Raw genomic sequence first — 9,387 nt, 5'->3', positions numbered from 1 at the left:
TGGATGTTTACGTTCGGGTATTCTTTTTTGTAGTTCTCAGCCCAGAGGGTCATGAGGTTGGCCAGGGTATCGGAGCCGACGCTGGACAGGTTGCCCGACACACCAGTGGTCTTGGTGTAGCTCGGGATCGACGGGTCAACAGCGGCGAACGCGTTGGCGGTCGCAACGCCAGCAGCGACAAAAGTCATTGCCGCCATCAAACGCTTCAGTTTCATGCCTTACTCCTAGCAGATAGGGTGTGTTAAGTCGGGGCCAAGTATCAGCAGGCCGTGTGAACACTCTATGGCTGAAATATGACAATTGGATGAAAGGCCAGCATTGAGCTTTTATCGGATAATTTCGCTGCCCCAAATCGCCAGCAGGCTGGCTCCCACATTGGAATGCATCTCCATGTGGGAGCCAGCCTGCTGGCGATAGGGCGGGTAGAGCTGCATATAATCCTGGAATCAGCGCCCCTTCTTCCAGAGATACGCACCCACCAGAATCCCCATCGTGCACAGCACCGCCACATAGTAGGCAGGCCCCATCGGGCTTTCTTTAAGCAGCAGGCTGACCACCATCGGCGTCAGACCACCGAAGATCGCGTAAGCCACGTTGTACGAAAACGACAACCCGCTGAAGCGCACCACTGGCGGGAACGCCTTGACCATCACGTACGGCACCGCGCCGATGGTGCCGACCAGCAAACCGGTCAGCGCATACAGCGGGAACAGCCAGTTCGGGTGATCCGCCAGGCTGTGGTAGAAGGTCCAGGAGCTAATCAAAAGCCCCAGGCTACCGAAGACGAACACGCGGCCCGCACCAAAGCGATCAGCCAATGCGCCGGAGATTACGCAACCGATGCTCAGAAACACGATCGCCAGGCTGTTGGATTGCAGCGCCACGGTTGGCGAGAAGTGATAGACCGTTTGCAGCACGGTCGGGGTCATCAGAATCACCACGACGATGCCGGCCGACAGCAACCAGGTCAGCAACATCGAGATCGCAATCGCCCCACGATGGTCGCGCAGCACCGCGCGCAGCGGCACTTCTTCAGCCAGCGCCTTGCGCAGTTGCAGCTCGGCGAACACCGGGGTTTCGTGCAGCCAGCGGCGCAGGTACACCGAGAACAGGCCAAACACGCCGCCCAACAGGAACGGAATCCGCCAGGCGTAATCCGCCACTTCCACAGGCGTATAGATGCTGTTGATCGCGGTGGCAACCAGCGAACCCAGCAAGATACCGGCAGTCAGGCCGCTGGTGAGGGTGCCGCATGCGTAACCCATGTGCTTTTGCGGTACGTGTTCGGAAACGAAGACCCATGCCCCCGGCACTTCACCGCCAATCGCCGCGCCCTGAATCACCCGCATCAGCAGCAACAGGATCGGCGCCCACATGCCGATTTGCGCGTAAGTCGGCAACAAACCCATGATCAGGGTCGGCACGGCCATCATGAAAATGCTCAGGGTGAACATCTTCTTGCGCCCCAGCAGGTCGCCGAAGTGCGCCATGACGATGCCGCCCAACGGCCGGGCCAGATAGCCGGCGGCGAAGATGCCGAAGGTCTGCATCATGCGCAGCCACTCGGGCATGTCCGCCGGGAAGAACAGCTTGCCGACCACGGTGGCGAAGAACACAAAGATGATGAAGTCGTAGAACTCCAGCGCACCGCCCAGGGCCGATAGCGACAGAGTCTTGTAGTCATTGCGGGTTAACGGTCGTGCGGGTTGCTCGGGCTGCGCGAGGCTCGAAGGCGCTGTGGTCATGGCAAGGGCTTCTCTTATAGTCGGATCTGTCGCCACAACAACGCTGGCTGTGACTTGGACAGGTTCGGCACCATAGCAAATTGTTCGAAAAAGCACATAGAGGCGCGTATTTGACGGTCGAAATGAGAACCGGATGGTCGTCGCGGAGTCTACCGACCGATATACTCGCAACCTTGCTCCGGTTTGTAGGGGGTTGCTGTGCGAAATCGTCGCTGGATCTGTCAGTCGCTTTCGCAGAGTTTCCCCTTTAGGCGCCTTATGGAAAACGTGACGAACGTAGTATGTTCGGTGCTGAATCGTTTTTCCTGAAGACGGCTACCACCAGCGATACCAACGAAGAGTCACGGGTCAGAGGCACCCCCGGCATGATAGAGCTCGAACAAGAAGATCCGATCCCACAGGGCGACCTGGCCCTGCAAATCACCGCGCTACCGCGTGAAACCAACGGCTTTGGCGATATTTTCGGCGGCTGGCTGGTAGCGCAGATGGATTTGGCCGGTACCGCAATGGCCAGCCGTGTCGCTGGCGGCCGCGTCGCTACCGTCGCCATCGACCGCATGGCGTTTCTGGTGCCCGTTGCTGTCGGCGCGCAATTGTCCTTCTATACCCAGACCCTGGAAATCGGCCGCAGCTCGATCCAGATGATGGTCGAAGTGTGGAGCGACGATCCGCTGTCCAGCGAGTGGCGTAAAGTCACCGAAGCGGTGTTCGTGTTCGTCGCCATCGATGGCAGCGGCCGCACCCGCTCGGTTCCGCCTCGCGCACGTTAAACCTCGCGGCCGTTTTGCGGTCGATAGTCGTCCAAGTGTCTGATCGAGAGTTGCCCCATGAACACGCCCAACGTTGAAGCCGTGAAACTGGATGAACTGAACTGCTGGCGTATCCGCCACGGTCAGGCCGAAGTGCTGGTTGCCCAGCAAGGCGCGCACATCCTCAGTTATCAGATCGACGGCCAGCCGCCGATCATCTGGCTGAACGACAAGGCTGTGTTCAAGACCGGCAAGAGCATCCGCGCCGGCGTGCCGGTGTGCTGGCCATGGTTCGGCGTGTTCGAGCGCAACCCGCAGAGCGTCAAAGCCATGCGCGTCAGCGATGAACCGGCAGGCGCGCACGGTTTTGTCCGGGCGATGGATTGGGAGCTGGGCGGCATCGAGGCCGAAAGCCACGGCATCAAGGTCGAATTCAAGTTGCCCTACCCTGACGGCGGTTTCCCGGGCTGGCCGCATGAAGTGGACCTGACCTTGACCCTGCGTCTGGACGAGCAACTGCACATCAGCCTGACCAGCCATAACCGTGGCGGCGACAGCGTCAGTCTCAGCCAGGCGCTGCACAGCTATTTCGCGGTCAGCGATGTGCGCAACGTGCATGTCGAAGGCGTGGACGGCTTGAACTACATCGAGACTCTCGACAACTGGAACACCGCCACTCAGCAAGGCGACCTACAGTTTGCCGGCGAAACCGACCGCATCTACCTCGACGCTCCGCCACAACTGAGCATCGTCGACTCGACGTGGGAACGGCGCATCGTCCTGACCGCCAGCGGTTCGCGCACAGCAGTGATCTGGAACCCGTGGATCGACCGCGCTGCCGCGTTAAGCGACATGGACAACGATGGCTGGCAGCGCATGTTGTGCATCGAGACGGCGAATGTGATGGGCGATGCGGTGAACCTGGCACCGGGTGCCAGCCATACAATGGGCGTCAGCATTGGCAGCAAACCGCTCTAACCAACACCGCAATACGAAATGTGGGAGCCAGCCTGCTGGCGATGGCGCCGTGTCAGTCAACTTGAAGATGCCTGACGCACCGCTATCGCCAGCAGGCTGGCTCCCACAGTTGTTCTTGGGTATTGGCTAGAGATCCGACTCTTTCACCACGCGAACCTTGTCCGCCTCCAGCGCATACGCCGCGTCGGCCAGGTCGTTGTTGACCTTCTCGATCTTCAGCGTGCCGATCACCCACAGCGGTGTATAGATGTCATCCAGCTTCAAGCCTTTCGGATAGCGCACCAGTACCAGTTGATTAGGCGGCGGTGGCGGCACGTGGATGCAGGCGCCCGGGTATGGCACGAGGAAGAACAGCGTGCTGCGGCCCTTGGCATCGGACTCCAGCGGCACCGGATAACCACCGATTCGAATGTGCTTGTCGTTCATCGACGCCACGGTTTTGGTCGAATACATCACCGCCGGCAGACCTTTGGCCTGTTTCATGCCGCCCTTCTCAGTGAAGGTGCCGGTGGCTTCGGGGGAGTTGTGGTCGATTTCAGGCATGGCCTCGAGGGCCTTTTGATCCGACTTGGGCATCAGTTCCAGCCAGTCGGTTTCCGGCAATTCGGCGGCATGGGCCAAACCGCTGCCGAGGAACAGGAGAGTCAACAAAATGCGGCGCATGAATGTGCTCGGGTAAAAGGAAGGAAAGTGATTCGCCGAGCATTCTAGCCCTCTCCGCCGGTTTGGCAGAGAGGACCTGGTCGCTTTGGATCAGTTCTTTTTGATCAGACCGTAGATCACCAGCAGGACAATCGCGCCGACCAGCGCGCCGATGAAGCCTGCGCCCTGACCTGCCTGATAAATGCCCAGAGCCTGACCGCCGTAAGTGGCTGCCAGCGAACCGCCGATACCGAGGAGGATGGTCATGATCCAGCCCATGCTGTCATCGCCCGGTTTGAGGAAGCGCGCCAGCAGGCCGACGATCAAGCCGATAAAGATGGTTCCGATAATTCCCATGGCATTTCCCTCTGATTGATTGGCTATAGCCTAGCCAGACTTTGGCATCCTGCCATCAGAGAACGGCGGTTCCCGAAGGTTCCGCCGCTGCCAGATGAAACTGTCTTTACTCGGCGATCAGCGCTTCGACCTTGAGGATCTGCTGCTCCAGCGTGGCCTTGTCGGCGCAACGCAGGTTGGCGTGACCGACCTTGCGTCCGGCCTTGAAGGCTTTGCCGTAGTGATGCAGATGGCAATCGGCAATCGCGATGACTTTCTCTACCGGTGGAACCACGCCGATGAAGTTGAGCATCGCGCTTTCGCCGACCTTGGCGGTCGAACCCAGCGGCAGACCGGCAACCGCCCGCAGGTGGTTTTCGAACTGGCTGCACTCGGCGCCTTCGGTGGTCCAGTGCCCGGAGTTGTGCACACGCGGCGCGATTTCGTTGGCCTTGAGGCCGCCGTCGACTTCAAAGAACTCGAACGCCATCACGCCGACGTAGTTCAGTTGCTTGAGCACGCGACTGGAATAGTCTTCGGCCAGCGCCTGCAACGGGTGATCGGTACTCGCGACCGACAGCTTGAGAATGCCGCTGTCGTGGGTGTTGTGTACCAACGGATAGAACTTCGTCTCGCCATCGCGGGCACGCACGGCGATCAGCGACACTTCACCGGTGAACGGCACGAAGCCTTCCAGCAGGCAGGCAACGCTGCCCAGCTCGGCAAACGTATCGACCACATCTTCAGGCTTGCGCAGGACTTTCTGGCCCTTGCCGTCGTAACCCAAAGTGCGGGTTTTCAACACGGCCGGCAGGCCGATAGTCGCAACGGCGGCGTCCAGATCGGCTTGCGATTGAATGTCGGCGAAGGCCGGAGTCGGAATCCCCAGATCCTTGAACATGCTCTTTTCGAACCAGCGGTCGCGAGCGATGCGCAAGGCTTCGGCGCTCGGGTAGACCGGCACGAACTGCGAGAGAAACGCCACGGTTTCGGCCGGGACGCTTTCGAATTCGAAGGTCACCAGATCGACTTCATCGGCCAGTTGACGCAGGTGATCCTGATCGCCGTAATCGGCCCGCAGGTGTTCGCCCAGCGCGGCCGCACAGGCGTCCGGCGCAGGGTCGAGGAAAGCGAAGTTCATGCCCAGCGGAGTGCCCGCCAGGGCCAACATGCGGCCCAACTGGCCGCCACCGATTACACCGATCTTCATCTCAACAACCTCAGGCAATACGTGGGTCTGGATTGTCCAGGACGCGGTCTGTCTGCTCGGCACGGAATGTTTTCAGTACCGCGTGGAACTGCGGATGCTTGGCGCCGAGGATACTCGCCGAGAGCAGGGCTGCGTTGATCGCACCGGCCTTGCCGATGGCCAGAGTGGCGACCGGAATACCGGCCGGCATCTGCACGATCGACAGCAGCGAATCGACGCCCGAGAGCATCGACGACTGCACCGGAACGCCCAGCACCGGCAGGTGGGTCTTGGCCGCACACATGCCAGGCAAGTGGGCCGCGCCACCGGCACCGGCGATAATCACCTCGATGCCGCGGCTTTCAGCCTCTTCGGCGTACTGGAACAGCAGATCCGGGGTACGGTGGGCAGAGACCACTTTAACCTCGTACGGGATGCCGAGCTTTTCCAGCATATCGGCGGTGTGGCTAAGGGTGGACCAATCGGACTTGGAGCCCATGATCACGCCAACCAGTGCACTCATCGTCGCGCCTCTTCTCTCTGGGCGCCCGCAGGCGCGTCAAAAAACAACAAGCCACGCAGGATGCGTGGCTTGATTGTACGAAAAATGGCCGGACGGACCGGCCGAAGGCCGCGCAGTATACCGCAAAGAAGCCAATAAACAGCCCCCGATACGACCATCTGTCAAATCAGCCAAAGGCCCGGTTTTATTGACCTGAAGGTCAGCGCCGCAACACCACAAATCCCTTGTAGGAGTGAGCCTGCTCGCGATGGCGGTGTGTCAGTCACATCGTCGCTAAATGTGTTGACGCTATCGCGAGCAGGCTCACTCTTACATTGGATCTCTGTTCAGATCAGGAAGCTTGCGCGGCGCCGCCTTCCAGTTTGCGCCACAGCAGGCGCACGTTGGCCTTGCGCACCAGGGCGCAGCGATACAGGCGAATTTCCAGCGGCACGTGCCACTGCGGGCCGCCACAGACGACGAGTTCGCCGCGCGCCAGTTCAGCCCGAACACTCAACTGCGGCACCCAGGCAATCCCCAACCCTTCCAGCGCCATACTCTTCAAGCTGTCCGCCATCGCAGTCTCATAGATAGTGGTAAAGCGCAAAGCACGCTGACGCAACAAGCCATTCACCGAACGCCCAAGAAACGCCCCGGCGCTATAAGCCAGCAGCGGCACACTTGCATCACCTTCCAGATCAAACAGCGGCTTGCCATCCGCATCGGCGGCACACACCGGTAACATTTCCGTCTGCCCCAAATGCAAGGAAGGAAAAATCTCCGGGTCCATCTGCATCGCCGCGTCCGGGTCATAGAACGCCAACATCAAATCGCAACCGCCCTCACGCAACGCATGCACCGCGTCGCCAACGTTGGTCGCCACCAGCCGCGTGGCAATGTTCAGCCCTTCATTGCGCAACTGCGCAATCCAGCGCGGAAAGAAGCCCAGCGCCAACGAATGCGCGGCGGCGACTTGCATGACTTCGCCCTGCCCGCCTTCCAGATGATGCAGATGACGCAGCACTTCACCGAGCTGCTCGACCACCGTACGTGCAGTCACCAGAAACAGTTGCCCCGCCGCCGTCAGTTCGATCGGCGTGCGCGAGCGGTTTACCAAAGTCAGCCCCAACGCCGCTTCGAGACTGCGAATCCGCCGACTGAAAGCCGGCTGAGTCACGAAGCGCCGTTCGGCTGCCTGCGAGAAGCTGCGGGTGGCGGCCAGAGCACTGAAGTCCTCGAGCCATTTGCTTTCCAGATTCATCACGTCCTCCCGGACACGCACCAAAACAGGTCACACGTCTGCCGCGCAGGCGGCGTCACACGGGCATTATGCCGAATGTGCATAGGCCAGTGCTTAACAGCATTGGCCCAAAATTTCCCACAAGCCTAGCATTCGCAGCGTTCCGGCACAGACCGGGTCCATATCGAGATGATTTCTATCATGTCCTCCGCTGCATCTTTCCGCACAGAAAACGACCTGCTTGGCGCCCTCGAAGTACCGGCTCAAGCGTATTACGGCATCCAGACCCTGCGAGCGGTGAATAACTTCCGTCTCTCCGGCGTTCCGATTTCGCATTACCCGAAACTGGTTGTGGGTCTGGCAATGGTCAAACAGGCCGCTGCTGACGCCAACCGTGAGTTGGGTCATCTGAGCGAAGCCAAGCACGCTGCCATCAGCGAAGCCTGTGCCCGATTGATCCGCGGTGATTTCCACGAAGAGTTCGTGGTCGACATGATTCAAGGTGGCGCCGGTACTTCCACCAACATGAACGCCAACGAAGTGATCGCCAACATTGCGCTCGAAGCAATGGGTCACCAGAAAGGCGAGTACCAGTTCCTGCACCCGAACGACGACGTCAACATGGCGCAGTCGACCAACGACGCCTACCCGACGGCGATCCGCCTGGGTCTGCTGCTGGGTCACGACGCCCTGCTCGCCAGCCTCGACAGCCTGATTCAGGCATTCGCGGCCAAAGGTCAGGAATTCAACCACGTCCTGAAAATGGGCCGTACCCAACTGCAAGACGCCGTGCCGATGACCCTCGGTCAGGAATTCCGTGCTTTCGCCACCACCATGGGCGAAGACCTGGCCCGTCTGAAGACGCTGGCCCCGGAACTGCTGACTGAAGTGAACCTGGGCGGTACCGCGATCGGTACCGGCATCAACGCCGACCCGCGTTATCAGGCTCTGGCCGTTCAGCGTCTGGCCCTGATCAGCGGTCAACCGCTGGTTCCAGCCGCCGACCTGATCGAAGCCACTTCCGACATGGGCGCCTTCGTGCTGTTCTCCGGCATGCTCAAGCGCACCGCGGTCAAGCTGTCGAAGATCTGCAACGACCTGCGCCTGCTGTCCAGCGGCCCGCGCACCGGCATCAACGAAATCAACCTGCCGGCACGTCAGCCGGGCAGCTCGATCATGCCAGGCAAGGTCAACCCGGTTATCCCGGAAGCGGTAAACCAGGTTGCGTTCCAGGTCATCGGTAACGATCTGGCGCTGACCATGGCAGCCGAAGGCGGCCAACTGCAACTGAACGTGATGGAGCCGCTGATCGCTTTCAAGATCTTCGACTCGATCCGCCTGCTGCAACGCGCCATGGACATGCTGCGCGAACACTGCATCGTCGGCATCACCGCCAACGAAGCGCGCTGCCGTGAACTGGTCGAGCACTCGATCGGTCTGGTCACCGCACTGAACCCGTACATCGGCTACAAAAACGCCACCCGTATCGCCGGCCTCGCGCTTGAAAGCGGCCGCGGCGTACTGGAACTGGTGCGCGAAGAAGGTCTGCTCGACGAAGCCATGCTCGCCGACATCCTGCGCCCGGAAAACATGATTGCTCCGCGTCTGGTTCCGCTTAAAGGCTGAACCGACACGTAACTTGTAGCACCGCTCACCAGGTCGAGGGACTAGACACCTCTCACCTTTTGAGGGCTTGGGGATTTTATCCCCAAGCCCTTTTTTTTAACTGCTTGAAAGGACAAACGTCTTCTGTAGGAGGGAGCCTGCTCGCGATGAACGATAACGCGGTGGTGCTGTAAAACCGCGGCGTCTGCATCGCGAGCAGGCTCACTCCTACAAAAGCCCGGCGCCGGTAACGTCGGGTGTTTCAAAGCCTCGTTTCGTCGCTTGCACCACTACCGTGCAGACGGGCGCGTCACTGATCGGTATAGTGCCGCCCCTCTTCGCGTGAGCGGTCGTCGGTAACGAGGCCACAACCCATGCGAAACCCGAACTAATAACAAACC

At 60.1% G+C, this 9,387-nt stretch carries 9 protein-coding genes and 1 pseudogene; 3 read left to right on the top strand and 7 right to left on the bottom strand.

From position 1 onward, the window contains the following. A pseudogene (locus ACIOZM_RS11030) lies at positions 1-215 on the bottom strand (phosphate-binding protein); the annotation flags it as partial. Positions 216-446: 231 nt separating this feature from the next. Continuing rightward, the gene (locus tag ACIOZM_RS11025) at positions 447-1,745 is read right to left on the bottom strand and encodes an MFS transporter (protein ID WP_401213224.1); all 1,299 of its coding nucleotides are present in this window, start codon (positions 1,743-1,745) and stop codon (positions 447-449) included. Positions 1,746-2,110: 365 nt separating this feature from the next. On the opposite strand from ACIOZM_RS11025, the gene ACIOZM_RS11020 reads away from it, so the two are divergent. Beyond that, entirely contained in the window at positions 2,111-2,515 is a 405-nt protein-coding gene (locus ACIOZM_RS11020; protein WP_003229628.1) for an acyl-CoA thioesterase, read from the top strand. A gap of 57 nt (positions 2,516-2,572) precedes the next feature. Further along, positions 2,573-3,472 carry a D-hexose-6-phosphate mutarotase gene (locus ACIOZM_RS11015; RefSeq protein WP_401213222.1) on the top strand — a complete coding sequence of 300 codons (900 nt, stop codon included), beginning with the start codon at positions 2,573-2,575 and terminating at the stop codon, positions 3,470-3,472. Between the two features lie 126 nt (positions 3,473-3,598). Here the strand turns inward: ACIOZM_RS11015 and ACIOZM_RS11010 are convergent, their stop codons facing one another. The 5 genes from ACIOZM_RS11010 to ACIOZM_RS10990 form a co-directional block, all read right to left on the bottom strand. Further along, a complete protein-coding gene (locus ACIOZM_RS11010) occupies positions 3,599-4,135 on the bottom strand; it encodes a DUF3299 domain-containing protein (protein WP_401213220.1) in 537 nt (178 codons plus the stop codon). 90 nt (positions 4,136-4,225) lie between these two features. Beyond that, entirely contained in the window at positions 4,226-4,471 is a 246-nt protein-coding gene (locus tag ACIOZM_RS11005; protein ID WP_003229635.1) for a GlsB/YeaQ/YmgE family stress response membrane protein, read from the bottom strand. Positions 4,472-4,577: 106 nt separating this feature from the next. Then, positions 4,578-5,660, bottom strand: coding sequence for a 5-(carboxyamino)imidazole ribonucleotide synthase (locus ACIOZM_RS11000; RefSeq protein WP_401213218.1), 1,083 nt, complete (start codon positions 5,658-5,660; stop codon positions 4,578-4,580). Between the two features lie 10 nt (positions 5,661-5,670). Further along, the gene (gene purE / locus ACIOZM_RS10995; RefSeq protein WP_401213216.1) at positions 5,671-6,162 is read right to left on the bottom strand and encodes a 5-(carboxyamino)imidazole ribonucleotide mutase; all 492 of its coding nucleotides are present in this window, start codon (positions 6,160-6,162) and stop codon (positions 5,671-5,673) included. Between the two features lie 331 nt (positions 6,163-6,493). After that, positions 6,494-7,402 (bottom strand): LysR substrate-binding domain-containing protein, encoded by a 909-nt coding sequence (locus ACIOZM_RS10990; protein WP_401213213.1) that lies wholly within the window; start codon positions 7,400-7,402, stop codon positions 6,494-6,496. A gap of 180 nt (positions 7,403-7,582) precedes the next feature. On the opposite strand from ACIOZM_RS10990, the gene ACIOZM_RS10985 reads away from it, so the two are divergent. Further along, a complete protein-coding gene (locus ACIOZM_RS10985) occupies positions 7,583-9,007 on the top strand; it encodes an aspartate ammonia-lyase (RefSeq protein ID WP_401213211.1) in 1,425 nt (474 codons plus the stop codon). Positions 9,008-9,387 lie beyond the last annotated feature (380 nt).

The sequence above is a fragment of the Pseudomonas sp. NPDC087346 genome (assembly GCF_044744235.1).
GTDB lineage: Bacteria > Pseudomonadota > Gammaproteobacteria > Pseudomonadales > Pseudomonadaceae > Aquipseudomonas.
This window is presented reverse-complemented; position numbering and strand designations above follow the sequence as displayed.